This is a genomic window from Candidatus Palauibacter scopulicola (genome assembly GCF_947581915.1).
Lineage (GTDB): Bacteria > Gemmatimonadota > Gemmatimonadetes > Palauibacterales > Palauibacteraceae > Palauibacter > Palauibacter scopulicola.
The window spans coordinates 25,086-49,309 of the sequence record NZ_CANPWG010000056.1; the positions used below are offsets into that span (position 1 = coordinate 25,086).

Sequence of the window (24,224 nt, forward strand, 5' to 3'; positions counted from 1 at the left end):
GACGGGCGTCAGTGGCGGATCAGTGGCGGAAGCGCCGGATCACAACTCTTCGACGCGCATCATGTTGGTCGTGCCGGGGACGTGGAACGGGACTCCGGCCGTCACCACGAAACGCTGCCCCGCCTCGCCCATGCCCAGTTCGAGAGCCACATCCCGGGCCTTGTCGAGCATGCTCGAATAGCTGATGCCGCCGTGGAAGAGGATCGGCTGCACGCCCCACACGAGGGCCAGCTGGTTATACGTCCTCCACTGGTCCGTGATCGCCAGGATCGGGACCGAGGGACGCTGCGCCGACACGATGCGGGCCGTATAGCCGCTCTGCGTGAACGTCACGATGAACGGCGCGCCCACGCGCTCGACCGCGATGAGCGACGACGCCGCGATCGCTCCCGACGTGGTCTGCTGGATCTTCGAGAAGCCCTCCACCTGCTTGCCGGCCCGCCCGGTCCGTCCCAGCCGCTCGTGCTCGATACGACGGATGATCCGGTCCATCGTGAGGACGGCCTGCACCGGATACCCACCCGCGGCGGTCTCCGCCGAGAGCATCACCGCGTCGGTGCCGTCGAGCAATGCGTTCGCGACGTCCGACACCTCCGCCCGCGTCGGCTGCGGGCTCTCGATCATGGACTCCAGCATCTGGGTCGCCGTGATCACCGGCCGCGCCCGTTCCTGCGCCAGGCCAATGATCCGCTTCTGGATCATCGGCACTTCCTCGTACGGCAACTCCACGCCGAGGTCGCCCCGCGCGACCATGACGGCGTCGCTCAGCGGCAGGATCTCCCCCAGGTTCTCCAGCGCCTGTGACTTCTCGATCTTCGCGATGAGCAGGCACCCCCGGTCCATCTTCTGGCGGGTCGTTTCGAGGTCGGACGGCTGCCGTACGAAGCTCAGCGCCAGGTAGTCGATGACCTGTTCGACGGAAAACTCGATGTCCGCGATGTCCTTTTCGGTCAGGGCCGGCGCCCCGACGCGCACGCCCGGGAGGTTGATCCCCTTCTGCGACTTGAGGACACCGGCGCTGAACGCCACGGCCGAGACCCATGGCGGGTCGTCGGAGACTTCGCGGACCGCGAACTCGAAGTGGCCATCGTCGAGCAGGATCCGGTTGCCGGGCGCGACCTCCTCGGCCAGCTCCGGATAGGTGGTCGGAATCCGTCGGCCGGGGGAGCTGTCGGCGGGAGCGTCATCGCCTTCGGGAAAGAACCAGTATGTGCCTTCGGGCTCGATGTCGAGCTGGTCGCCGGGCAGGTCCCCCACCCGGATCTTCGGTCCCCCGAGATCTCCGATGATCGCCACCGGCCGGCCGACATCGCGGGCTACGTCGGAGATTCTGCGGACGAGGCTGGCGGCGCGATCCGTCGGCGTGTGAGTGAAGTTGATGCGGACTGCGTCGGTCCCGACTTCAATGAGGTCGTGGAGCACATCCGGATCCCAGGAGGCGGGTCCGATCGTGCTGACGATCTTCGCTCTGCGGAAACCTGCGCTCATCCGTGGCCCAAGCGGCGTGGGAGGCCACGGTTCCTATCCAGGCAGCCGGCCGGCCTCCGAGAGATCGGGTCGGTGGGCTACGATCCACTCGTGCATGTGCTGCAGCTGGCCGAGCGGGAGCCCCTCGAGGGATTTCACCTGCAAGCCCGGGATGATACAGGCGGCGGCACGGCGGAGAAAGTAAGCGCGCTGGCGGCGGCGCTGTTCCGGGTTGAGACTCGTTCCGCCCGGGATATCCGGTATCGGTTCCATGAGGCGGCGGTAACTGTAAACTTCGCGGGCGGAGAACTCGGCGGGAATCAGATATGCGTGGCCTTCGACTTCGAGGGTGCCGTCGGATGAGATGGCGACGGGACCTGCCATGTTCAGCCTCCTTACGTCTTACGTAGCAGCCAGAGACGCAAAAGACCGTGCCGCCGGAAGGTCGGACAATCTCCACGATTCCCCTTCATCCCAGCCGCACGGTCCTCGGGCTTCCAAGACCTACTATAGGCTGCAACGTGCCCTCGATGCAAACCTCCCGCCCCATCTCCGCGTCGGATGCGACCGCCGCGACACCGCCTGGGAGAGGATCGGGCCCCGACGGGGCGCGGGCGAGACAGGCGGAGTATTTGACGCGCCGCCACGACGGCGGCTAAACTTCGGCCCCGTTGTGTCTACGGGCCGTCAGAGGTGCCCTGTCAGGAGGCTTACACTTGCAGTACACGCTACGCGACAACGAAGAACTCGACCGCGCGCTGCGGAAGTTCCGCCGCAAGGTTCAGCGAGCCGGGATCTTCCGGGATATCAAGAAGCACCGGTTCTACGAGAAGCCGAGCGAGGCGCGTCGTCGCAAGATGAAGGCGGCGGAGCGCCGTCGGCGTCGGCGTCGGCGTCGCCAGAAGGCCCGCCGTTAGCCGGACGCCCGCCGCCAGCCGGCAGTTCTCCCCCAGTCAGGAAAAGCGGCGTTCGACGTATCCGTCGAGAATCCGCAGGAACTCCTCCACGATCCCATCGCCGCGCAGCGTCGAGTGGTGCTTGCCATCGACGTAGACGGGCGCGGTCGGCGCTTCGGCCACCCCCGGCAGCGAAATACCGAGGTCCGCATGCTTCGACTCGCCGGGCCCGTTCACCACGCACCCCATCACGGCCACGGAGAGATCCTCGACGCCGGGATAGCGCTCCCGCCAGGCCGCAAGACGGTCCGCAATATGGCTCTCGACATCGAGCGCCAACTGCTGGAAGAAGGTGCTCGTCGTCCTTCCGCAGCCCGGGCAGGCCGTCACCTGAGGCTTGAAACTCCTCAACTCGAGCGACTGCAGCAGCTGCTGCGCGATTCGAACCTCCTCGGTCCGGTCGGCGCCGGGTTCGGGCGTCAACGACACGCGGATCGTATCGCCGATCCCCTCGGAGAGCAGGATGGCGAGGGCGGCCGAAGACGCGACCGTGCCCTTCCGTCCCATCCCCGCTTCCGTGAGCCCGAGGTGCAGCGGGTAGTCGCAGCGGGACGCGAGTTCGCGGTACACGGTCACGAGATCCGGCACGCGCGACACCTTCGCGCTGAGTACGATCCGGTCGGACCCGAGACCGATGCTTTCCGCGGTTTCGGCCGAGGCCAGCGCACTTTCCACGATCGCGTCGAGCGTCACGCGGTGCGCATCCAGCGGTTCCGGGCGGCGCGCGTTCTCATCCATGAGCCGGGTCAGGAGCATCTGGTCCAGCGAGCCCCAGTTGACCCCGATGCGGACCGGCTTGTCGTGCTCGATCGCACAGCGGACGATCGTCGCGAACTGCTCATCGCGCCGCTTGCGGCCGACGTTGCCCGGGTTGATGCGAAACTTGGAGAGCGCGGCGGCGCAATCGGGATGGCCGGGCAGGAGAATGTGCCCGTTGAAGTGGAAGTCGCCGACAAGCGGGACGTCGATCCCCTGGCCGGAAAGATGCTCCGCGATCCGCGGCACCGCCCGGGCGGCACGTGGCGTATTCACCGTGATGCGGACGATTTCCGAGCCCGCCTCGTGGAGTGCCCGGACCTGGTCCGCCGTGGCCGCCACATCCGCCGTATCGGTGTTCGTCATCGACTGGACGACGATGGGATGGGCGCTGCCCACGCGGACGCCTCCGATATCGACGGATATCGTCGAGCGACGCGAAGAAGACGGAGCGTTCAAGGGCTTCCCCCGGCGGTTCGGTGAGCGGGCGGCCAAGCGCCGGTCCGCCCCCGAATCTACTGCCGCGGGCGAACCTGTGGCGTCAGCCGCACTCGCTGTAGCCGCAAGCGTAGCACTTCGCGCAGCCTTCCTCAAAAGCGAGACTGCTGCCGCACTCCGAGCACGCTCCGAGGAAGAGCCGGGCCGCCGACTCCTGGTAACGTTCGATCACGGGGCGTTGCGCCGACCGGGCGCCCCCATTCGTGTTCTTCCTCCGGGCGGTCTCGACATCCTCGATGGGAAGCGTCTGCTGAATCCCTTCCTTCTCCTCGAGATAGCGTTCGATGACCTGAGCGATCGCGTCGGGGCCCGAGAGCACCTTGCTGGCCCCGAGTCCGACGGCCCGGTCGGAAGAGATCCCGCGCAACTGCTTGTGCACATCTCGCAGCGAGACCCCCGAGCGCAGGGCGAGCGAACAGAGCCGTCCGATGGCTTCCGCATCGGCCATCGCCGCCCCGCCCGTCTTGCCGAGGGCGACGAAGACCTCGAACGGGCGCCCCTGGTCGTCCTCGTTGATCGTCACGTACATCGTACCCAGCGGCGATTCGATCTGCCGGGTGTGACCCCGCAGCACGGCAGGCCGCTGCCGCCTCTCGACGCGGCGCATTCTGGAACCTTCGAGTTCGGTGATCCGCCGCTCCTTCTGCTCGACGGCATTCTCGAGCTTCCGGTTATGCTCCTGCAGTTCGTCGTTCTGCGCCTCCGCGGCGGCGAGCCGGGTCAGCGTGTCCGCGAGATCTCCGGCGAACCCGGGCTCCACATCGACGGCTTCGAGCTGGACTCCGTCCGCCGCGATGGCCGAACCGCTCTCACTCGTCTGACGCTGGACATCCTTCGCCGTGCTGCCCGTCGACAGCACCTGCTCGTCACGCGACCCATCGCGGTAGACGGTGACCCCCTTGCACCGCAACTCGTACGCCATCTCGTAGATCTTGCGCACGTCCTCCTCCGTGGCGGTCGTCGCAAAGTTGCACGTCTTCGAGATGGCGGAGTCGCAGTGCGCCTGAAACGCCGCCTGCATGCGAATGTGCTGCTCGGGCGGAACATCGTGCGCCGTGACGAAGATCCCCTGGACATCCCCCGGCACTTCATCGAAGTGGATGTGGCCCTCGTCGGCGATGCGCTGCATCAGCTCCTCGGAATACCAACCCCCTTCCTTCGCACGGCGCACGAAGTCCGGATTCACATCCGGCATCAGCACGCCTGCCTGATTCCTCATGAACGCGACCGCGAACAGCGGTTCGATCCCGCTTGAACACCCCGCAATGATCGAAATGGTCCCCGTCGGTGCGACCGTTGTCAGGTTGCAGTTGCGGAGCCGGCGTTCGGGGCGGATCCGATTGCCGTCGGCGTCCCGGGCGCAGGTCTCGTCCGGACCCCAGATCGATCGCTCCCACTCGGGAAAGACGCCGCGCTCGGCGGCCAGCCGTTCGGACTCGACCTTGGATTCCTCGTCAACGAACGCCATCAACTCGCACGCGAGTTCGACCGCGCGCTCGGAACCGTAGGGTTCGCCGATTCTTACGAGCATGTCGGCCCATCCCATGATCCCGAGGCCGACACGGCGGATCCGCTGCGACAGATCTTCGATCTTCGGGAGCGGGTAGCGGTTGGCATCGATCACGTTGTCGAGGAAACGGGTCGATGCGTGGACGGCCTGGCCGAGCCCGTCCCAGTCGATCCGACCCCGATCGTCGACGAAATAGCCCACGTTGATCGAGCCGAGATTGCATACGTCGTAGGCGAGCAGCGGCTGTTCGCCGCAGGGGTTCGTGGCTTCGTAGTCGCCGAGGTGCGGGACCGGGTTGTAGCGGTTCGCCTCGTCGATGAAGAAGACTCCGGGCTCGCCGTTCCGCCACGCGCTGGAGATGATGCTCGAGAACACCTCGCCGGCGTTCAGCTGGTCCACGACATCGCCGGTCCGCGGGCTGATGAGATCGTAGTCCGAACCCGCCCGGACCGCCGCCATGAAGGCGTCGGTCACGCCGACCGAGATGTTGAAATTCGTGATCCGGGTCTTGTCCGCCTTGCACCCGATGAAATGGCGGATGTCCGGGTGATCGACGCGCAGGATGCCCATGTTCGCGCCCCGCCGCGTGCCGCCCTGCTTCACGGCCTCGGTCGAGGCATCGTAGACCTCCATGAAACTGACCGGGCCGCTCGCCACGCCCATCGTCGACTTGACGACATCACCGGACGGACGAAGGCGACTGAAACCGAACCCGGTGCCGCCACCGCTCTGATGGATGAGGGCCATGTCCCGCAGCGTCTCGTAGATGCCGTCGAGACTGTCCGGAACGGGAAGCACGAAGCACGCGGAGAGTTGCCCGAGAGGACGCCCGGCGTTCATGAGCGTAGGGCTGTTCGGCTCGAAGATGCCGTCGGCCATCAGGTGATAGAAGCGCTCCGTGCGTTCGAGGATCGCTTCGTCCGTCGCCCCGTAGCGGCCATCCTGCGACGCGACGACATCGGCCACGCGCCAGAAGAGGTCGCGCGGCCCCTCGATGGGCTCCCCACGGTCGTTCTTCTTCAGATACCGGCGCGCCAGCACGGTCCGCGCGTTCTCGGCAAGTCCGGGCTCGGCGAGGTCGGCCGGCCTGGCATTGGATCCCATCCGCATCTCACCCCGTACCGGGGCGCTCGTCGACGCGCCCTCCCGCACCGCCACATCCGGTGGATTCATTGCCGCCCCCCGCCTTCCTGTTCTCGACCGTCCACAAACCAGGTCAATCCGCGGAAAAAACCGGCTTCGGCCGGGACCCGACGACCGCGCGAGTCGAATGCCGGCCTAGGCCGGGAAGCCTGACGAGCGCGGAGATCGTCATTGGCCCCGCGCCCATCGTTCTGGTTCCTTCGTATGCGACCGCTGTGGATCGTCGGGCGGTTTTCCACGACTCCACAGCTTTTCCACACAAAATCCGTGTTTTTTCCACACGCACCGCTACATGTGGTGGCCTTCAAATGATAACTACACCATATGTTGTGGTCAAGCCGGAGAGCCGCGCCGGACGGGGGCCGGCACCCCATGGCAAAACCCGCGTCAGCGCCGGGCGCGCAGGATCCAGAGCCCGGCGCCGCCCAGAGCGGCCACACCGGCGGAAAGGGCGGCGGTTCGCGGTTCGAGCAGCAGCATGGCTCCGAGGGCGAACATCGCGCCGAACAGGAGCAGCGTGGCTCCCGCCGTCCGCAGGAGCCCTTCGTGGAGGGGGAAGTCGGGAGCGACACCCGCGCGCTCGCGGATCGACCGCCAGCCCGGCCCGGAGGGCCGCACCCGCCGATAGAACTTCAGCAGGGTCGCCTCGTCCTCCGGGCGGGTGAACCACATCACGGGAAGCCAGACCGCCGCCGAGCCGAAGGCGGTCAGCGCGAGCCGCGTCCCGAACTCCATCGCACCGAACGCGGGAAGATAGGAGCAGAGCGCGATGGCGAAGCCGGCGAGCATGGAGGCGAGTTCGGCCCACGCGTTCACCCGCCACCAGAACCAGCGCAGGATGAGCACCGCCCCGGGCCCCGTGCCGATGGCGATCATGAAGCGAAACAGGGCCCCGATGTCATCGGCGAAGAACGCCGCCGCCGTCGCGGCCGCAACGATGCAGGCCGAAGCGAGCCGGCCCAGCAGGACGAGTCGCGCGGACGGAGCGTCCGGGTCCACGAAGCGGGCGTAGAGGTCGTTCACGAGATAGCTCGCGCCCCAGTTGATCTGCGTGGAGACGGTCGACATGAAGGCGGCGAAGAACGACGCGACGACGAGTCCCAGGAGACCCGCGGGAAGGTAGCGCAGCATGAGCATCGGATACCCCAGATCGGGATCGGCCAGATCCGGGAAGACCACGACGGCCACGAGTCCGACGAGCACCCAGGGCCACGCACGGACCACGTAGTGAAGCCACACGAACCACCATGCGGCGCGCTCGGCGTCCGCTTCGGTGCGGCAGGCGAGGAGGCGCTGCACGAACTCGCCCCCGCCGTCGGAGCGGCGGAAGGCCCACCACTGGATGCCGAGGTAGGCGAGGAAGGTCCCGAACGGGAGGGCCTCGGACCCCGGCCGGGGGACCATCCCCAGTACATCGCTCCGCCCCGCCGCGGCCAGTTGAGCCTTGAGTTCCGCGATCCCCCCGATTTCCGCCAGGGCGAAGGCGGCCACGAGAATGGCCCCGAAGAGCGCGAGGAAGAACTGGAAGAAGTCCGTCGCGACGACACCCCACAGCCCGGCGATGCTCGCGTAGGCGAGCACGAAGATGGAGAGGGCCACGACCGCCCACAGGCGCTCGTCTCCCGGCATCCAGCCGGACAGGTCCGGGAGGAGCCCGAGAGCCTCGACGACCTTGCGCATGGCCAGCATCACGAAGCCGATCGAGATGCAGTTGATCGGCACCGCGAACAGGAAGGCGCGTGTGGCGCGCAGGACGGCGGCGGGGCGACCGCCATAGCGAAGTTCCGTCAGTTCCACATCGGTGACGATCCCGGCGCGGCGCCACAGACGCGCGAAGAGGTAGATGAGAAGGAGGTGGGAGAGGCCGAAGGACCACCATTCCCAGTTGCCGGCGATGCCCCGGCGCGCGATGAGGGCCGAGACATAGAGCGGCGTATCCACCGAGAAGGTGGTCGCGGCCATCGACGTGCCCGCGAGCCACCACGGCAGCGCGCGTCCCCCGACGAAGAAGTCGACGATGCTCCCGCGCGCCCGGCGCGAGAGCCACAGTCCGACGCCGAACGTGAGCGCGAGGTAGATCGCGACGATCCACCAGTCGGCCGGACTCAACGGTCCCCTCGGCCGGGCGGCGCCCCCGCCGCCGCGCCGGCCGCCAGGCGCAGCCAGTCCGCGGCGGCTCGTTCCATCACCGTTTCGGTGGACCACGCGCAGATGCCGGGGACGCCCAGCACATCGAGCCAGCGGCGGTGGCCGAGCAGGACGACGAGGCCGCGGCGGGCGGAGCGGACGAGGGCGCGCGTCCGCTCAACGACGTCGGCCGCGGGTGCGCCCCGGCCCTTCCAGCCGCGCGGCGTCGCGGCGAGCACGACGATGCACTGTCCGGCATCGGAACTGTCCGTGACCCGCCAGCCGGCCGCGCGCAGGTCTTCGGCGACGATCGTGCCCAACGCTCCGGCGCGGCCGGCCGGCGGGCCGACATCCGGGTCGTCCGACACCCCGACGACCCTCGTCGGCGCCCGCGGCCTCCAACTGCGCAGGACCTCCACATCCCCCGTGATCGTATCGCGGGCGAACGCGACCGGTTCGAACTCCGGCCGCGACGCGGGGGCGGAGGGCGGACAGTTGCGGGCCGAACGGGCCGAGGCCTCCTCCAGCCTGGCGGCGAAGAGCGGGTCGTCGCCGGCCCGCGCCAGCGACGTGACCGTCGCCTCGGCGTCGGTCGGATAGCAGATGAGATCGCACCCCGCGGCGACCGCCTCGACGGCGGCGCTCGCATCGTCGGAGCCGGCGCCGCCCATGATCATGGCATCCGTGCTCACGACGCCTTCGAAACCCAGCCGTCCGCGAAGGAGTCCCGAGACGATCTTCGGCTCCACCGTCGCCGCCCGTTCGCCGCCGAGCGCCGGATAGGCGACGTGCGCCACCATCACGCTGGCGACCCGGTCCGCTGCGGCCGCGAAGGGCGCCAGATCTTCATCGAGCAGTTCGGCGGAGACATCGATGGAGGGGAGTCCGATATGCGAGTCCTCGGTCGTCCTGCCGTGACCGGGAAAGTGCTTCGCGCAGGCTGCGGCGCCGGTGGATTGGCAGGCGTCGATCCAGCGGACACCCAGCTCTCCGACGCGCCGCGGGTCCGCACCGAAACTGCGCGTGGCAATGATCGGATTGTCAGGTTCGGCATCCAGATCGAGCACCGGCGCGATCACCCAGTTGATCCCGACGGACAGCGCTTCACAAGCCGTGACGCGCCCCGCCGCCGCGACGGCCGCGTCGGGACGCGGCCGGGACGCGAGTGCCGCGGGCGGCGGCAACTCGATCAGGCCCCGGATCTGCTGGCCCGCGCCCCGCTCCAGGTCCGCCCCGATCCAGAGCGGCCGCGCCGCGTCGTCGCGGATTCGCTCGACCAGGCGACCGACGCGATCCGCGTCGCCGCCGAACAGGATGAACCCGCCCACCCCAAGGGCAAGCGCCCGGTCCGCACGCCGCTCCACTTCATCCGGAGACCAGCGATCGAGCCGGAGCGCTTCGATGACGACCCGGGCCGGGTCCACGTCGGATCGGGTCACGCGGCGGTCCGCACTCCGAGCAGGCGGGGGCCGCGCGCACCCGTGGCCCACGGCGCGTTGGCCGGATACCCGAGCACGTGCTGCCTCGCCAGGAGCGCGAAGGCGACGGCCTCGCGGGCGTCCGGGTCGAGGCCGAGGGCGGACAGATCGTGGACGGGCACCGGATCCAGCAGCTCCTCCAGCCGCGATGCAAGCACCGGGTTCCGGGCTCCGCCGCCACTGAGATAGCACGCCGCAAACGGCTCCTCGATCCAGCGGTAGGCGTCCGCGACCGTGCGCGCCGTGAGTTCCGTCAGGGTGGCGATCGTGTCTTCGGGCGAGAGCGCGGCGTGTCGCCGCAGCCATTCCAGCAGCCGGTCCCGCGAGAAGCGCTCGCGTCCCGTCGACCGCGGCGGGGGCAGACTGAAGAAGGGATCGCTCAGCCAATCGGCGAGCGCGTCCTCCCTCGCGACGCCGCGCCGCGCCATCTCCCCATCGAGATCGAAGCGGGATCGCCCTTCCGTAAGGAACTCGACCGCCCCATCGATGAGCACGACCCCGGGACCGGTGTCGTAGGCCTGCGGCGTCGCCCCGCTGGATTCGGCGGGGAGCGCCGTCACGTTGCCAATACCGCCGATGTTCTGAATCGCGCGTGATTCCCGCGCGCGGAAGAGGAGCCAGTCGGTGTACGCCGTGAGCGGCGCGCCTTCCCCGCCCGCCGCCATGTCCCGCACGCGAAAGTCCGACACTACCGTGCACGAGGTGCGCTCGACGATGACCGCCGGCTGGCCGAGTTGCAGCGTCGACCCTCCCCGGGCGCCTTCGGGCGGCTCATGCCACACGGTCTGGCCGTGGCTGCCGATGGCTTCGATGTCGGCCGGCCGGAGCGAGGCGGAAGCCAACGCCCGGTTCACGGCCGCGCCGATCCGCTCGCCCAGCTCGAAGTCGAGCGCGCAGATCGCCGCGGCGCTCCCCGAAGTGATGGCCCCCGCGATCCGTGCGCGCGCGGCGCTGTCGTAGTGCTCCGTCTCGAAAGCAACGACGCGCCAGTCCGCCGGCCGCTCGCCGTCGCCTGCCGTCTCGACGACGGCAACGTCGATGCCGTCCAGCGAAGTCCCCGACATCACACCGACCCAGAGGGTCACCCGTCCGCCTCGGCCAGCAGCGCCGGGTGCACACGCTCCCGCAGCCTCGTTTCGTGCGCGGCGTCGTGCTGCGCCACGCCCCGCAGAAACTGATACAACGTCAACGTCTCGGAGCCGATGCGGGCGCGACGGGCGAGAGCCGCCCCGGCCGGCTCCGGACCATCGACCACGGCAGCCACCGTGGCGGCCCGCTCGGCGGAGAAGGCGGCGACGCCCGTCTCGAAGCCGCGTTCGGGCGGATCGGGGCTCGCCGTCCAGTCCTCGAATGTCGGGAGGGACCCTCCCGGATCGGCAGCAAGCCACCGTTGGACTCGCGGCCGCACGGCGCTCCGCTCGAAATCCGCCAGGTGCGCGGCGTGCTGGGCCGGCGTCCACGCGGTTCGAGGCGCGGGGATGCGCTGCCCGTTCGCTTCGGCCGCGGCGCCCGCGGCGCGGGCGGCGGCGAGACGGGCCGGCCCGGCGCCCAGTTGCGCGAGCAGCGCCGCGCCGTCTGGCCGGCCCGGCGCCGCCGGGTAGCCACCGTAACCGGGACGCTCCGGGCCGCCGAAGCGCTCGACCGCGACGCCCAGAAAGCCGTCCGCGCAGTCGAGGTATCGCTCGGCCGTGGCGCGGTCGACGCCCAGCGCATGCATCGCGAGCGCCGTCTTCACCGCGCCGCCCGTACGGATCAGCGCGCGGCGCGCTTCCTCGCGCGATGCCCCCGTGAGCGTGACGAAAATGCGGAGCCCGCGGTCGACGAGCTTCGCGGATCGCGCGCGGAGGTCGACCATGAGATTCTCGAACACGCGACCGCTGCGGATCATCGCCCCGGTGGTGATCGTGTTGAGCACGAGCTTCGTCGCCGTCCCCGCCTTCAGGCGGGTCGAACCGGCGATGACTTCCGGCCCGACGAGCGGCAGGATGAGGTGCTCCGCCAGTTCCGCGACCTCCGCGGGCGGAGCGGTGCATCCGAGAAATCCCGTCCCCGCCCCGCGCGACGCCGCCTCCGCCAGCGCCCCGAGGACGTACGGCGTGGTGCCCGACATCGCGATCCCGAGCACGAGATCCGCAGGCGAGACGCCGAATGCCCGGACCGCCTCGGCCCCTCCGCTCCGGGAATCCTCCGCCCCCTCGGCGCTCCGCACGAGCGCCCCGGAGCCTCCGGCAATGATGGCCTGCACGAGGCCCGGATCCACACCGAACGTAGGCGGACACTCCGCCGCGTCGAGCACGCCGAGGCGGCCGCTCGTCCCGGCACCGACGTAGACGAGCCGCCCGCCGCGACGGAAGCGCGCCACGACGTCATCGATGACGCGTGCGAGCGCATCCGCCTGCGAGGCGACGGCCTCCGGCACCGCGCGGTCCTCCGCCTGTATCATGCGGACGATCGTCGCGCTGTCCGCACGATCGATGGCGCGGGTACGCGGATTGCGACCCTCGGTCAGACGGGGATCCAAGCGTCAGGTCCTCACGAGCCCTGCGGCTCGTTGCTGGAGTTCGCGGCGTCCGGGTAAATTCGGCAGGCGCAAACGTAGAAGGTTCGCCCGGGGGGCGGGAGTCGCACCGCCGGAAAGGGAGAGACGCCACACGTGAGTCCCGGGACCGACCTCGTCCTCAAGCGCCTTTCCGGGCGCTTCGCCGTCCCCGACAAGCCTCGCCTCGCCCCTCTGGACGAGCTCGTCCTCACGATCCTCAGCCAGTCGACGACCGACGAGAACCGGGATCGCGCCTGGCGAACGCTCGCGGCGCGGTATCCGGCCGAGGATGTCGGGGAGGCGGCGGGCGAAGACTCTCCCACCGGGCCGATCTCGTGGGAATCCGTACTTCGAGCCGCGCCGGCCGAGCTCGAGGATGCCGTGCGCGTCGCCGGCCTCGCGAACCAGAAAGCGCCGGCCATCCGCGCCGCGCTCGAGCGACTCCGGGCCGAGGTGGGGCGGATCACGCTCGACCACCTCGAGGAGATGGGCGACGATGAGGCGATCGCCTACCTCACGACCTTCCGGGGCGTCGGGGTGAAGACCGCCGCGTGCGTACTCTGCTTCTCGCTCCGCCGGCCCGTACTCCCGGTCGACACGCACGTCCTCCGGATCGCGCGGCGTCTCGCGTGGGTCCCCCCGCGGGCTTCCGCCGACCTGACCTACGCCACCCTCTCGCGGACCGTCCCGCCCTCCGAGCGCTTCCGCATGCACATGCTGCTCATCACGTTCGGCCGCTCGCTTTGCCTCGCCCGGGCCCCGCGTTGCGGGGAATGTCCGCTCGAACCCGAGTGTCCCAGAATCGGTGTCTGACCGGACGCGCACGCCGGCGCCGCCTCCGGTCCTCAGCTGTTCGGAAGCCCGAACACCAGGGGTTCGTCGAGCCGCAACCTGAGGATCGTTCCGGCCGGGAGCGCCGGTCCCGCTCCGTCGGCCGCGAGCAGGACCGCGGAACCCCGTGCGGCTCCCGCCGCGGCGCCCGCGACCGCGCCTTGACGACCGCCGGCGAGGACGCGACCCAGATTCATGCCGGCCGCCCCTCCGGTCGCCGCTTCGCCTCCCGGCCCCGGCATGACCTCCACCACCGACGCCGACAGGGGCCAGGACGCTCCGTTGAAGAAGACATCGACGAAGTGGACCTTCACCATCACGCGTTCGCCCGCCCCACCGGCTTCATCGTCATCCCCGTCTTCGGCGGCGGCCCCGACCGCGGTGATCTCGCCATTGATCAGCGAGTTCAGCGGCACCAGGACGACGTGGTTCTCGATCAACGGCCGCGTCACCCCGAACTTCAGGGCGTCCCCGGGCCGGAGGTCGCCCGTGCGGATCGCATCGATGAGCTCGACCTCCAGTTCCGCGCCGGCCTGTACCGTCACCATCGTGTACGTCATCTCCGGCGCGCCGCCCGGCTCGGCCACCGCCCCCCCGGCCACAGGCGCAGCCGGCGGGCGACGCACGGGTGACGCGGGCGGCGCACTCACCGCGGACGCGTCGTTCGCATCCGCGCTCCCCTCCGCCCCGGGGCCGATCTCCGGCGCACAGCCCGCGACCATCGCGGTCATCGCGCCCAGCGCGGCGAGAACCGCTGACGTTGTCCGTTCCATCCTGTCCCTCTCATCGTGTCGTTGTACGGCCTGCAACCCGCACATACGTTCGAACGGCACCCCGCAGAGTAAACGCCCGGCGGCTCCACGCGGAGACCTCTTGAGATCGCTCACAGCGCTGCTACCCTACTTCCGTCCGTACCGCGTGGGAATCGCGGCCGGGCTTACGCTCGTGATCATGAGCAACCTGTTCACGGTCGCGGGCCCATGGGTGCTCAAGATGGCGGTCGACGCGCTGGAGAGGGAACTCCGCACCGACCTCATCCTGCGCTACGCCCTCGTGCTCACGGCGATTTCCGTCGTCGCCGGCGCGACGAGATTCTGGATGCGCAAGCTTCTCAACGGGCTGAGCCGCCGCATGGAGACAGATATCCGGGGCGCCCTCTTCGCGCACCTCCTCAGGCTCCCGCCGCAGTTCTTCGACGCCTGGCGGACGGGCGATCTCGTGAGTCGTGCGACGAACGACGTGCAGGCGGTCCGCATGGTCGCCGGACCCGCGATCATGTATGCGGTGAACACCGCCACCGTCGCGACGCTGGCGCTCGGGCTCATGATCTGGATCGACCCCATGCTCACGCTCTGGGCGATGATCCCGATGGTCGTCCTCCCCCCCATCGTGTTCGTCTTCGGCCGGCAGATTCACGAGCGCTTCGAGAGAATCCAGGCCCAGTTCTCGGAGATCTCCAACTTCGCCCAGGAGAACCTGGCGGGAACCCGCATCGTGAAGGCGTACGTGCGCGAGGAGGCCCAGGCCCGGCGTTTCGAGACCCTCAACCGGGACTACAAGTCGCGCAATCTCTCCCTCGCCCGCGTATGGGGGCTGTTCCACCCGTCGCTGATGTTCTTCGCCGGCCTCGGCGCCGTCGTCGTCCTGTGGTTCGGAGGCGGACAAGTCATCCGCGGCGCCATCACGCTCGGCGATTTCGTCGCCTTCTCCTTCTACCTCACGATGCTGATGTGGCCCATGATCGCGCTTGGCTGGGTCACGAACCTCTTTCAGCGTGGCGCCGCCTCGATGGGCCGCCTCAACGAACTGTTCGACATCGTTCCCGCGGTCCGCGACCCCGAGTCGCCGGTCTCGCTCGGGTCCGTGCGGGGCGCGATCGAGTTCGACGACGTTTCCTTCCGCTATCCGGGGACGGAGCGCGACGTGCTGCGGAACATCTCCTTCCGTATCGAACCGGGGCAGACCGTCGCCATCGTCGGCGCGACCGCGAGCGGCAAGTCCACGCTGGCCGCGCTCATCCCCCGTCTCTACGACGTGACGGAGGGGACGATTCGCCTGGATGGCGTGGATATCCGGGACCTCGAACTGGGCTCGCTGCGTGACTCGATGGCCTTCGTGCCGCAGGAGCCGTTCCTGTTCAGCATGCGACTGAGGACGAACATCGAACTCCTGCACGGCGAGAAGGGTGCGGGGGAGCCGGTCTCGGACGACCTCCGCAGCGCGCTCGCCGTATCGCAACTGGAGAAGACGCTGGCCATCCTTCCAGACGGGATCGACACGCGGCTGGGCGAACGCGGCATCAACCTCTCCGGCGGACAGAAACAGAGAGCCACGCTGGCCCGGGCGGTCCACCGGGACGCGCCGGTGCTCGTCCTGGACGATGCGCTGTCGGCCGTGGATTCGGAGACGGAAACCGCGATCCTGGAGGCTCTGCGGGAGTACATGTCCGGGCGCACCTCGATCATCGTGTCCCACCGCGTATCGGCGGTGCGCACGGCCGACATGATCCTGGTCCTCGGGGACGGACGCCTCGTGGAGCGCGGCAGGCACGAGGATCTGATCGCCGCCGACGGCGCCTACGCGCGCCTGCTGCGCCGGCAGCTCGTGGCCGAGGAACTCGAGCGCATCGAGCAGCGGCGCGTCGCAACCGCCTGACCGCCACGGCGGCCTGCAGGATTACCGGTACTCCGACCAGAACCCGATCATCTTGTAGGCAAGCTTCGCCGCCGTGAAGGCCGACGCCTCCTCGCCGCGCCGAGGGGCGAGTTCCACGATGTCCGCGCCCACGACGTTGCGCTCGCCGAAGACCCGGGAGAGCAGATCCAGCGCGTCCCACCAGCTTCCGCCCCCGGGCTCCGGCGTACCGGTGGCCGGCATCAGCGACGGATCGAAGAAGTCCACGTCGAACGTGATGTAGACGTTCTCCCCAAGCGCCTCCACCGCCCTCTCGATCCAGCCCTCCCGGCGCATCTCGTGCGCGAACACGACCTCGATGCGGTGTTCGCGAATGACGTCCCGTTCCTCCCGCGTGAGCGCGCGGATCCCGACCGCCACGATGTCCGCCGCCTTCCCCCGGTTCCCGCCGTCCGGCAGGTGCTCGAGTACGCGGCGCATGACGCAGGCGTGATTCCACGGAGAGTCGTGGTGACGATCCCTGAGGTCCGTGTGCGCGTCGAACTGGAGAATCGTGACGTCGCCGCCGAGCCGGTCCGCCCACGCGCCGGCGGGAGCGCTGGAAACCGAATGTTCTCCGCCCAATCCGATGATGAACCGGTCCCCGGCGGCTTCCAGCAGATCGTCGTAGAGGGCCCGCAGCCTCGCGATCGCGGGCTCCGGGCCGACCGTGCCGAGGTCGATGGACGGGAGCGTGCACACGCCGACTTCGTACGGCTCGCGATCCAGTTCCTCGTCATACCACTCGATGTAGCGGGACGCCTCGATGATCGCCGCCGGACCCTCGCGCGTGCCCGTCCCCCAGCTCGTCGTCGCTTCGTAGGGGATCGGGAGGATGACGGCGTCCGCCGCCGCCCAGCGGCACAGTTCAGGCGGGAGGTCGAGGAAGTTGTGGCGGTCCGTCCAGGCGTGCTCCGCGAGGCTGCGGGGCAGATCGGCCTCGTTCAGTGCAGGCAGTCGGGGCAGTAGCCCTCCAGCTCGAGCCGATAGCCGACGACGTTGAACGGCGTCATTTCGGCCAAACTCTCCATCCAGTCGCGCGGCCGCAGGCCCTCGACGTCCTGAACGCGGCCGCAGGAGAGGCAGCGGATATGCTCGTGATCGTCGGTTCGGCCATCGTAGCGCGCCGGACCCACGCCGAAAGAGAGCTTGCGCGCGACCCCGCAGGTCACGAACGCCTCGAGCGCCTTGTAGACCGTGGCGAGGCTGATGTCGGGAATCCGCTCGCGCACCGAGGTGAAGACGTCGTCCGCCGTCGGGTGAGAGGACGTGCCGGACAGCACGCGGTACACCGCCGCGCGCTGGATCGTAAACCGGTGCCCGCCGGCTTCCAGGGCGCGACGCAACTCTTCTCGGGACACGCCTCGGCGTGGAGTTTCGGGAGGGCTCACTTAAGCATTACACCGTCGGAAACGGGCCATCGCTCGGCCTTCGCGGCCGATCCTCGCGTCTGCCGAAGCTAACGACCCTGTCCGGCGCGATCAACGGAAGCATCCGCCTCCCGCGACTGCTCCAGGAGAGCCTCCCAGCGCGCGCCGTCACCTTCGATGGGTATGTGACGGACGGCCGCGGGCTGTCCAAGTCGCCGCTGCAGCCCGGCCACCAGACCGGGCACGCGGTTCGCCGGCGCCCGACCGTGCTCCACAACCACCTGGTGGGAGGGCGTGCCGTTGGCCGGCACCATGCGCGCGCTGTACAGCGCGCGCCCACCGTCCTCGAGGATGCTCGTGAAGAGGAAAAACTCGGAAGATTCCTCGACTTGGGGGAGCGGCGGAAAGAGCCACACGTCCGCGATGCGGGGGGGAGGGATGCGCCGACCGAGGTCGCCGAGCCGGGCCGCGCGAGAACCCGGATCGTCCATGATCCCGTTCCCTGCGTACGGCATGTCCTTCGTGACTTTCGCGTCCATCGCACCCTCCCCGCCGAATCCCCACCCCGAGCCCCGTTTCAGGCGGCCCCGAACGCACGGCACCCCCGGAACATACGCCGAACTCCCGCACGGGGCCAATCGGAAAGAGCCCGACCACGCGGCCGGTCGGTCCGCGCTACCGGTCCCGCTTCGAGGCGACGGCCGCTTCCACGAGCGGGCGCAACGCATCCAGCACGACTCGCACCGCCTCGTCCAGATCAAGTTCAACGAGGACGCCGGAAGCCTTCGCGTGTCCGCCGCCGCCGAGGAGTTGTGCGACGCCGGACACGTCCACCTCCCCGTTCGAACGCAGCGAGACCTTCGTCCGGTCGCGCGCGAGGCCGCGGAAGAGGAGTCCGACCTCCATTCCCGCGAGTCGGCGCGGGAACTCGACCAGACCTTCCATGTCCTCGCTGCGCGCACCCGTCCTGGAAAGGGCCCGACGGTCCAGCGCGATCCAGGCGATGGGGACGCGAGGATCGACCTCCAGGCGCTCGAGGGCCAACCGCATGAGGGCCAGCCGCCCCCGGCTGTACACGCCGTACAGCTCGCGGAACAGCGCGCCCGAATCCACCCCCGTCTCCAGCAGTTCGCTCGCGATCGCGTGCGCGCGGGGGGAGGTGTTCGAGAAGCGGAATGAGCCCGTATCCGTCGAAATCGCCGCGTAGAGGGCTTCCGCTTCCGCGCGCGTGAGCCCCTCGTCGTCAAGGGAGAGCAGGTCGTAGACCAGTTCGCCCGTCGCGCAGGCGGAGGGATCGCGGATCGCCGGTTGCACGAGCGGAGACCCCACGGGCGGGTGATGGTCGATCAGGACGCCCCCCGTCCGCTCCGCATGCTCGGGCAGGCTCCCCAGACGCTTCGGCTCGGCGGTGTCGAGGATGGCGATCGTGTCGGCCCCGTTCAGCGGGTCCGCGGCTGCCGGGTCCTCCTCGACGAGCGCCGGGATGTCCCTGAGGAGGAATCGCAGCGAGGGCGGCGGCCGGCTCGGAGTGACGATCGTGGCCTCGGCTCCGTGCCGCAGCAGCCGGGAGGCCAGTGCAACCATGCTGCCGATCCCGTCGCCATCGGGGTTCACATGGGTCGTGAGCACGACGGACGAGGCGCCGCGCAGACGGCTGCGGATCGCCTCGAGCGCCTCCGCGCGAACCGGTGACATCGGGGACGCGGTCAAGACCCGTCCCCGCCCGCCGCGTCGAGGATCTCCCGCCAGAGTCCGCGCGCGGCAACGTCCAGTTCTCCCGGATCGCCGCGGTTGTCGAGCACGCGGTCGGCCCGACGCCGCTTCTCCGCACCCGCAAGCTGTGCTGCATCGATGGCGGCGAATTCCTCCGCGGTCCAGCCACGGGACCCCCGCGCCCGCGCCTCGCGCACCTCTCGCGGCGCATCCACGACGACGATCATGTCGTAGTCGTCTTCCAGGCCGACCTCGAACAGGAGGGGGATTTCCTCGACGATCACGCGCACGCCCGCCGCCGCCGCTTCGGCGACTCGGCGGGCCCGGAGTTCACGGATTCCGGCGTGAGAGATCTCTTCGAGGCGTTCGCGGGCCTGTTCTTCGGCGAAGGCCGCGTCCCGGAGCGCGGATCTGTCGATGGCCCCGTCCGGGCCGATGACCCCGCTCCCGAACGTCTCGCGGATGCGGGCGTACGCGGGGGATCCCGGACGCACGACTTCGCGCGCGAGTTCGTCGGAGTCGATGACGGTGGCGCCATGTTCCGCCAGATCGCGGGCCACCGTGCTCTTGCCGGCGGCCACCGTCCCGGTCAGTCCGACGCGAAACGGCATCGTGCCGTTCACCCGCGCACCCCGGGCTTCCGCGCCGGGCCTCGGGGGCCGCGTTCTGCTAGACGGCGAAGGAGGTCCCGCAGCCGCAACTCCCGGTCGCGTTCGGGTTCTCGAACGTGAACCCCGTGCCCTGAAAGGAACTGTGGTATCCGATGGAAAGGCCGGCTAGGTACTGCGCGCTGAACGGATCGATGACGACCGGCACTCCCTCTGACTCGAAGGTGAAATCGTCCTCGCGCACCGACGTGTCCATGTCCAGCCCGTATTCGAAACCGGAGCACCCGCCCGGAATCACGCTCACCCTCAGAACCGTCTCGGCATCCGTTCCAGCTTGAAACTCCCGGACCTTGACGGCCGCCTCGGGTGTCAGCGTGACGATGGGTTCGGCCGACTGCGTGGCCTCTGCTATTTCGCTCATACCGCCCTTGCCTGCTTCGCTCACGTACTCAGCGCGCCGGGTCTCGGCGCTGTCCATCTCTTTCAAGATAACCGACTTCGTCGTTTCGCCCCAGCGCCGGCGGGCGGCAGCCGCTCAGGCAGGCTGCCGGTCGGCCTTCCGACTCGACCGGCGACCGATCTCTTCCAGCCACCGCAGGGGCACATGTGCCCACCCGGGTACGCCCCGCCGGCCCGCGTCGGGCCCGTGCCAGTCCGAACCTCCGCAGCGGAGCAGGCCGAGTTCGCCAGCCAGGGCGTTCATGCGGCTCTGCACGGCCGGGGGGTTCGCGGGGTGGACGACTTCGACGCCATCCAGGCCCTGGCTCGCCCAGCGTCGGACATCATCCTCGCCATGCGCCCTGCCCGGGTGGGCGAGACAGACGACGCCGCCCGCCGCGTGCACGCAATCGAATACGATCTTCGGCGGCGTCGGTTCCTTGCCGACGAAGGCGGGACGTCCACGCGACAGGTAACGCCGGAACGCCTCGTTGATATCCGCGACCGCGCCACAGGCCACGACCGCCCGGCCGACGTGGGCCCGCGTCGGGGCAGCGGCGCCCGCCTGGAGTTCGACGTCCTCCCAGGTCACGCGTGCGCCCGCGGCCTGCAGCCGCTCGACGATCTCGCGCGCCCGCCGCTGCCGGTCTTCGCGGTAACGGGAGAGGAAGGCCTGCAGACCGGGATCGGCCGCATCGAACCCGTAGGCCAGGAGGTGCACGGACCGGCCGGGTTCGTTGGCGGACAACTCCGCCCCCGGCAGGAAGCGGAGACCGAGTGCCCGCGCCGCGGCCTCGGCCTCGGCGAGTCCCTGGGTCGTGTCATGGTCCGTGAGCGAGAACCCGACGAGGCCGGCCTCCGCCACGGCCCGGGCCACGTCGGCCGGCGCGACCGTGCCATCGCTGGCGGTCGAGTGCATGTGCAGGTCGACGCACGGGCCTGTCCCGGACCCCGGGACCGTCCGGCCGGCGATGGCGACGTTCACCGACTGTAGGTCGGATAGTCGCGGGGGATTCCCATCGAACGCGAGGCCTCGAACAGGTCCCGGAGTTCCTCCTCCTGCACCTCCTCCGGAGGGTCGCTCGCGCTGTACCGGTCCGGGTCCAGGCGAACCACGCGATAGGGGCGCTGGTCCGTGCTCTGGCAGAAGAACACGACGACGCGCTCTCCATTCTCCTCGGCGAGTTCCGCCCGCCACACGTCTCCCTCGGCCTTGATTCTCATGCTCACGCGTTCATCGTCCGTTATCCGGTTCGTCGTCCTTCGGGGCGGCGCTGCGGGCTCGGGCGCGGCATGCGGGCCCAAGTCGAGGTCGGGGTCACAAGATCGGGAGACGATGGAACAGGGTCAATGGGGACAGGCCCGCCGACTGGTGCGGGAAGCCCGGCACGTGGTCGCGCTGACGGGGGCGGGGATTTCGGCCGAATCGGGAGTGCCGACGTTCCGTGACGCCCGCGGGCTGTGGAAGAGCTACCGCCCCGAGGAACTCGCCACGCCCGAAGCGCTCGCGCGCGACCCGCGGACGGTGCTCGAATGGTACGCGTGGCGGCGCTCGGCGCTCGCCGGCTGCCGGCCCAACGAGGGGCACCGGGCGCTGGCGCGCTTCTTCCTGCGGCGCGGGGAGGCCGGCCTCGTGACCCAGAACGTCGATGGTCTCCACACGCGGGCCGCGCTGGAAGAGGCGGGCGAGGATCCGGCGGAGGCGGCGCTGCCGCTCGAGCTTCACGGCGCCGTGGGGCGTGACCGCTGCGAGTCGTGCGAGGCGCGCTGGCCCGCCGAGCCGCTCGGCGAGACGCTTCCCCGGTGTTCCGGCTGCGGGGGGCTCCGGCGACCCAATGTCGTCCTCTTCGGCGAGACGCTCGACCCGCAGCTGCTGGACCGCGCGCGGCGGCTGGCGGAGGGGGCCGATCTCTGTCTCGTCATCGGGACGAGCGCCGTCGTCTACCCCGCCGCCGCCCTGCCGCTCGCGACGCGCGAGGCCGGCGGACTCATCGTGGAGATCAATGTGCGGCGGACCGCGCTCACGGAGGTCGCGGCGGCGGCGCTGCGCGGCGAGGCCGGCACGGTCCTCCCCGCCCTGCTGGACTAGTGTCGGAAATCTGCTAGGACTCGCGTTCGACGAATACGGCGCGGGCGAGGACGGGCTCGACATCGAAGGAACGGTCGTCCACTTCGAGGCGGGCTGCGCCGCCCGCCCGCTCGCCCAGGTACCTTATGCGCGTACCCGGAAAGAGCCCAAGCGCGGCGAGTTCCCGCAGCGTCCGCGGACTCCGGTCGGAGACCTCGCGCACGACGCCGCGCCCCCCCTTCAACTCCGCGAGGGGGATCCACTCCGTGCGAGCGAGTTCGCCGTCACGCGTCGGGATCGGGCTGCCGTGCGGGTCGATCGACGGCTCCCCGAGTGCCTGCGCCATCCGGTCGATGAGGGCTTCCGAGGCGGCGTGCTCGAGGCGCTCGGCCTCCGCGTGCACATCCTCCCAGGAGAAGCCGAGCCTCTCGATCAGATACAGTTCGATCACCCGGTGCCTGCGGATGATCCGCAGCGCCGCCGCCTTGCCCGCGGCCGTGAGGAGCACGCCCCGGTAGGGGGTATGCCGGAGGAGCCCCTGAGCCGCCAGGCTCTTGACCATGTTCGTAACGGACGCGGCGGAGCGGTCCAGTTCCTCGGCCAGCGCCGTCGTGGACACCGGCTCGTCCGCCTGCTGGAGCCTGTAGACGGCCTTCAGGTAGTCTTCGACCGCCCGGCTCGGGTCCGCGGGACCCGATTTCACGAACCCGGCCGGCGGAAGATGGAATCCGACAGCACCGGGTTCAGTTCGACGTCATCATGGCGGAGTTCGCGGGTCGGGTTCATCTGCGTGTCCCGATAGAGCCGCGAGATGACGTACGTGAAGTCGCCGACCGTCCGGTAGCCGTCCCAGTACATGCGCGCGCGGCTCTCTTCTCCCCTCCCCTGCGAGATGTAATGGACCTGTTCGGGCCAGGGATCGTCGTCGAGGAAGTAGTAGAAGTAGCGGTCGCCGGACTGAAGGCCGACGCCGTCGCCGAAGGTGATGCGCACCTCGTATCCTCCTTCGTCCCGGGGTCCGGCCCGCCGGTTCACGCCGGGGTCGTAGAGCTTGTACGGGAGCCCGAACCAGTAGACCACATCCCGGCCCACGTACTCGGACTCGTCCCAGGCCCGGATTCCCGGCTCCAGAAGCCGCTCGTTGAGCGTCGCCCACATTTCGGAGCCCGTGAAGGTCTGGACGTAGAGGCCCTCGGCCTCGGGGCGCTCGATCCGCGTCTGCTCGACGCCGTCCACCTTGCGGTATTCCACGCGGCGAGGGCGCATGCGGCGGATTTCGCCGACGGAATCGTACCACACGGTGGTGATCGTGTAGCGGGCCGACTCGATGCCGTGCCAGGCGTCCATGCCACCTGCGGCCTCGACCCAGGCGCCGATGAGCGAATCGGCGAGAACCTGGTCGGGTTCGAGCGCGGCGGTCGAGGCCGCGGGGGATGAACCGTCCCGCGCGCAGCCCGCGGCCGCGGCGAGGGCAAGGGCCAGGAGGGGGCCGAGGCGTCGCGGGAGTTGGGGGCGGTGGTTCATGGGGGCCTCCGGTGTCGGCTGCGAGTCGATTCGGTCGTCGCGCGGTAGCGGAATATGCACGTTGGGGGCAGGCCCGTCACGGCGTGTCCGGCGCGCCGCCAACGCCCTTCAACTGCACGACGATGACCTCGACGGGTTCGGACCCCTCGTTCACATCTCCGTGGAGTTCTCCCGGAGGATCGGCCTCCAGCCAATAGGCCCGGCCCGTCTCCCACGTCATGTCGTGCCGTTCGCCGGCGTCGCTGACGACGGTGAGCGTCCCCCCCTTGAGCGCGATGATGGCGCGGGGGTTGTCGTGGCGGTGCATCTCGAGCGGCTGGTTCGGGGCGATCACGCTCTTCCAGACCTGCACGTACTCGTTCTCGAACTGGGGCGTGCGCCCGGTGGTGGCGGCTCCGGCATTCGGTTCCGCCGGTTCACGGGCCTCGCCGCACCCCGAGACCGGCACGGTGGCCGCGAGGATGGCGACGACGGCCGGAACGAAGCCACGGGGGGCGGACGGAAAGATCCTGGCGTGCATCACGG

At 69.6% G+C, this 24,224-nt stretch carries 24 protein-coding genes; 5 read left to right on the top strand and 19 right to left on the bottom strand.

Features of this window, described 5'->3' with window-relative positions:
- Nucleotides 1–39: 39 nt before the first annotated feature.
- Complete coding sequence (pyk, locus tag RN743_RS10895) at nucleotides 40–1,488, bottom strand: pyruvate kinase (protein ID WP_310779810.1); 1,449 nt, start codon at nucleotides 1,486–1,488, stop codon at nucleotides 40–42.
- 72 nt (nucleotides 1,489–1,560) lie between these two features.
- On the opposite strand from pyk, the gene RN743_RS10900 reads away from it, so the two are divergent.
- Nucleotides 1,561–1,830 (top strand): hypothetical protein, encoded by a 270-nt coding sequence (locus tag RN743_RS10900; protein ID WP_310779812.1) that lies wholly within the window; start codon nucleotides 1,561–1,563, stop codon nucleotides 1,828–1,830.
- A gap of 353 nt (nucleotides 1,831–2,183) precedes the next feature.
- A complete protein-coding gene (gene rpsU, locus RN743_RS10905; protein ID WP_310756486.1) occupies nucleotides 2,184–2,384 on the top strand; it encodes a 30S ribosomal protein S21 in 201 nt (66 codons plus the stop codon).
- 36 nt (nucleotides 2,385–2,420) lie between these two features.
- On the opposite strand, the gene ispG is transcribed toward rpsU, so the two are convergent.
- From ispG to murQ, 6 genes are all read right to left on the bottom strand, one after another.
- A complete protein-coding gene (gene ispG / locus RN743_RS10910) occupies nucleotides 2,421–3,578 on the bottom strand; it encodes a flavodoxin-dependent (E)-4-hydroxy-3-methylbut-2-enyl-diphosphate synthase (protein ID WP_343219023.1) in 1,158 nt (385 codons plus the stop codon).
- A gap of 142 nt (nucleotides 3,579–3,720) precedes the next feature.
- Nucleotides 3,721–6,360, bottom strand: a complete 2,640-nt coding sequence (locus RN743_RS10915) for a vitamin B12-dependent ribonucleotide reductase (protein WP_310779816.1) — start codon at nucleotides 6,358–6,360, stop codon at nucleotides 3,721–3,723.
- A 357-nt stretch (nucleotides 6,361–6,717) separates the two neighbouring features.
- Nucleotides 6,718–8,439, bottom strand: coding sequence for a sodium:solute symporter family protein (locus RN743_RS10920; protein WP_310779818.1), 1,722 nt, complete (start codon nucleotides 8,437–8,439; stop codon nucleotides 6,718–6,720).
- On the bottom strand, nucleotides 8,436–9,896 hold the full coding sequence (locus RN743_RS10925) for a glycoside hydrolase family 3 N-terminal domain-containing protein (protein ID WP_310779820.1): 1,461 nt from the start codon (nucleotides 9,894–9,896) through the stop codon (nucleotides 8,436–8,438). The genes RN743_RS10920 and RN743_RS10925 overlap by 4 nt, the downstream gene beginning before the upstream one ends.
- Nucleotides 9,893–11,020, bottom strand: a complete 1,128-nt coding sequence (locus tag RN743_RS10930; protein WP_310779822.1) for an anhydro-N-acetylmuramic acid kinase — start codon at nucleotides 11,018–11,020, stop codon at nucleotides 9,893–9,895. Before RN743_RS10930 ends, RN743_RS10925 begins: the two co-directional genes overlap by 4 nt.
- Nucleotides 11,017–12,456 (bottom strand): N-acetylmuramic acid 6-phosphate etherase, encoded by a 1,440-nt coding sequence (murQ, locus tag RN743_RS10935; protein ID WP_310779824.1) that lies wholly within the window; start codon nucleotides 12,454–12,456, stop codon nucleotides 11,017–11,019. Before murQ ends, RN743_RS10930 begins: the two co-directional genes overlap by 4 nt.
- 132 nt (nucleotides 12,457–12,588) lie before the next feature.
- On the opposite strand from murQ, the gene RN743_RS10940 reads away from it, so the two are divergent.
- The gene (locus RN743_RS10940) at nucleotides 12,589–13,287 is read left to right on the top strand and encodes a hypothetical protein (RefSeq protein ID WP_310779826.1); all 699 of its coding nucleotides are present in this window, start codon (nucleotides 12,589–12,591) and stop codon (nucleotides 13,285–13,287) included.
- Nucleotides 13,288–13,319: 32 nt separating this feature from the next.
- On the opposite strand, the gene RN743_RS10945 is transcribed toward RN743_RS10940, so the two are convergent.
- Nucleotides 13,320–14,078, bottom strand: coding sequence for a hypothetical protein (locus RN743_RS10945; protein ID WP_310779828.1), 759 nt, complete (start codon nucleotides 14,076–14,078; stop codon nucleotides 13,320–13,322).
- Between the two features lie 100 nt (nucleotides 14,079–14,178).
- On the opposite strand from RN743_RS10945, the gene RN743_RS10950 reads away from it, so the two are divergent.
- Nucleotides 14,179–15,960, top strand: coding sequence for an ABC transporter ATP-binding protein (locus RN743_RS10950; protein ID WP_310779830.1), 1,782 nt, complete (start codon nucleotides 14,179–14,181; stop codon nucleotides 15,958–15,960).
- 21 nt (nucleotides 15,961–15,981) lie between these two features.
- Here the strand turns inward: RN743_RS10950 and speB are convergent, their stop codons facing one another.
- From speB to RN743_RS10990, 8 genes are all read right to left on the bottom strand, one after another.
- The gene (gene speB, locus RN743_RS10955; protein WP_310779890.1) at nucleotides 15,982–17,013 is read right to left on the bottom strand and encodes an agmatinase; all 1,032 of its coding nucleotides are present in this window, start codon (nucleotides 17,011–17,013) and stop codon (nucleotides 15,982–15,984) included.
- A complete protein-coding gene (locus tag RN743_RS10960) occupies nucleotides 16,923–17,324 on the bottom strand; it encodes a transcriptional repressor (protein ID WP_310779833.1) in 402 nt (133 codons plus the stop codon). Before RN743_RS10960 ends, speB begins: the two co-directional genes overlap by 91 nt.
- A 113-nt stretch (nucleotides 17,325–17,437) precedes the next feature.
- Complete coding sequence (locus RN743_RS10965) at nucleotides 17,438–17,887, bottom strand: hypothetical protein (protein WP_310779835.1); 450 nt, start codon at nucleotides 17,885–17,887, stop codon at nucleotides 17,438–17,440.
- Nucleotides 17,888–18,023: 136 nt separating this feature from the next.
- On the bottom strand, nucleotides 18,024–19,043 hold the full coding sequence (locus RN743_RS10970; protein WP_310779837.1) for a bifunctional oligoribonuclease/PAP phosphatase NrnA: 1,020 nt from the start codon (nucleotides 19,041–19,043) through the stop codon (nucleotides 18,024–18,026).
- 11 nt (nucleotides 19,044–19,054) lie between these two features.
- Entirely contained in the window at nucleotides 19,055–19,672 is a 618-nt protein-coding gene (gene coaE / locus RN743_RS10975) for a dephospho-CoA kinase (RefSeq protein ID WP_310779839.1), read from the bottom strand.
- A gap of 58 nt (nucleotides 19,673–19,730) precedes the next feature.
- Nucleotides 19,731–20,090, bottom strand: a complete 360-nt coding sequence (locus RN743_RS10980) for an iron-sulfur cluster assembly accessory protein (protein ID WP_310779841.1) — start codon at nucleotides 20,088–20,090, stop codon at nucleotides 19,731–19,733.
- A gap of 114 nt (nucleotides 20,091–20,204) precedes the next feature.
- Nucleotides 20,205–21,092, bottom strand: coding sequence for a PHP domain-containing protein (locus RN743_RS10985; RefSeq protein WP_310779843.1), 888 nt, complete (start codon nucleotides 21,090–21,092; stop codon nucleotides 20,205–20,207).
- Nucleotides 21,089–21,337 (bottom strand): hypothetical protein, encoded by a 249-nt coding sequence (locus RN743_RS10990; RefSeq protein ID WP_310779845.1) that lies wholly within the window; start codon nucleotides 21,335–21,337, stop codon nucleotides 21,089–21,091. The genes RN743_RS10985 and RN743_RS10990 overlap by 4 nt, the downstream gene beginning before the upstream one ends.
- Before the next feature lie 106 nt (nucleotides 21,338–21,443).
- Here RN743_RS10990 and RN743_RS10995 point away from each other — a divergent pair, with 106 nt between their 5' ends.
- Nucleotides 21,444–22,196 (top strand): NAD-dependent deacylase, encoded by a 753-nt coding sequence (locus tag RN743_RS10995; protein WP_310779847.1) that lies wholly within the window; start codon nucleotides 21,444–21,446, stop codon nucleotides 22,194–22,196.
- Nucleotides 22,197–22,209: 13 nt separating this feature from the next.
- On the opposite strand, the gene RN743_RS11000 is transcribed toward RN743_RS10995, so the two are convergent.
- The 3 genes from RN743_RS11000 to RN743_RS11010 all read right to left on the bottom strand — a co-directional run bounded on the left by RN743_RS11000 (nucleotide 22,210) and on the right by RN743_RS11010 (nucleotide 24,222).
- Nucleotides 22,210–22,878, bottom strand: coding sequence for a metal-dependent transcriptional regulator (locus RN743_RS11000; protein ID WP_310779849.1), 669 nt, complete (start codon nucleotides 22,876–22,878; stop codon nucleotides 22,210–22,212).
- The gene (locus tag RN743_RS11005) at nucleotides 22,875–23,699 is read right to left on the bottom strand and encodes a hypothetical protein (protein WP_310779851.1); all 825 of its coding nucleotides are present in this window, start codon (nucleotides 23,697–23,699) and stop codon (nucleotides 22,875–22,877) included. The genes RN743_RS11000 and RN743_RS11005 overlap by 4 nt, the downstream gene beginning before the upstream one ends.
- A 76-nt stretch (nucleotides 23,700–23,775) precedes the next feature.
- On the bottom strand, nucleotides 23,776–24,222 hold the full coding sequence (locus tag RN743_RS11010; protein WP_310779853.1) for a hypothetical protein: 447 nt from the start codon (nucleotides 24,220–24,222) through the stop codon (nucleotides 23,776–23,778).
- Nucleotides 24,223–24,224: the final 2 nt, after the last annotated feature.